The organism is Pseudomonas sp. UBA6276, from assembly GCF_002438365.1.
In the GTDB taxonomy this organism is placed as follows: Bacteria; Pseudomonadota; Gammaproteobacteria; order Pseudomonadales; family Pseudomonadaceae; genus Aquipseudomonas; species Aquipseudomonas coleopterorum.
The window spans coordinates 34113-34723 of record NZ_DJUS01000176.1; the positions used below are offsets into that span (position 1 = coordinate 34113).

Sequence of the window (611 nt, forward strand, 5' to 3'; positions counted from 1 at the left end):
AACAAGCTCAAGCAGATGTCGCCGATGTCGGCGGAAGCGACCGTGGTGCGCACCTACATCGACTGGCTGGTGCAGGTGCCATGGCAGGCGCAGAGTAAGGTGCGTCTGGACCTGGCGCGCGCTGAAAGCATCCTCGATGCCGACCACTACGGTCTGGAAGAGGTCAAGGAACGTATCCTTGAATACCTCGCCGTGCAGAAGCGGGTGAAGAAGATCCGCGGTCCGGTGCTGTGCCTGGTAGGGCCGCCGGGTGTGGGCAAGACTTCCCTGGCCGAATCCATCGCTCATGCCACCAACCGCAAGTTCGTGCGCATGGCCCTGGGTGGCGTGCGTGACGAGGCCGAGATTCGGGGTCACCGTCGCACCTACATCGGCTCGATGCCCGGTCGCCTGATCCAGAAGATGACCAAGGTGGGCGTGCGCAACCCGCTGTTCCTGCTCGACGAGATCGACAAGATGGGCAGCGACATGCGCGGCGATCCGGCCTCGGCGTTGCTGGAGGTGCTGGATCCGGAGCAGAACCACAACTTCAACGATCACTATCTGGAGGTCGACTATGACCTCTCCGACGTGATGTTCCTCTGTACCGCCAACTCGATGAACATTCCGGC

General features: G+C 61.9%; 1 protein-coding gene. It reads left to right on the forward strand.

The features are described 5' to 3' along the window. Positions 1-611 (forward strand): AAA family ATPase (locus B2V21_RS19975; RefSeq protein WP_286917814.1); only part of this gene is annotated, 611 nt, incomplete at both ends.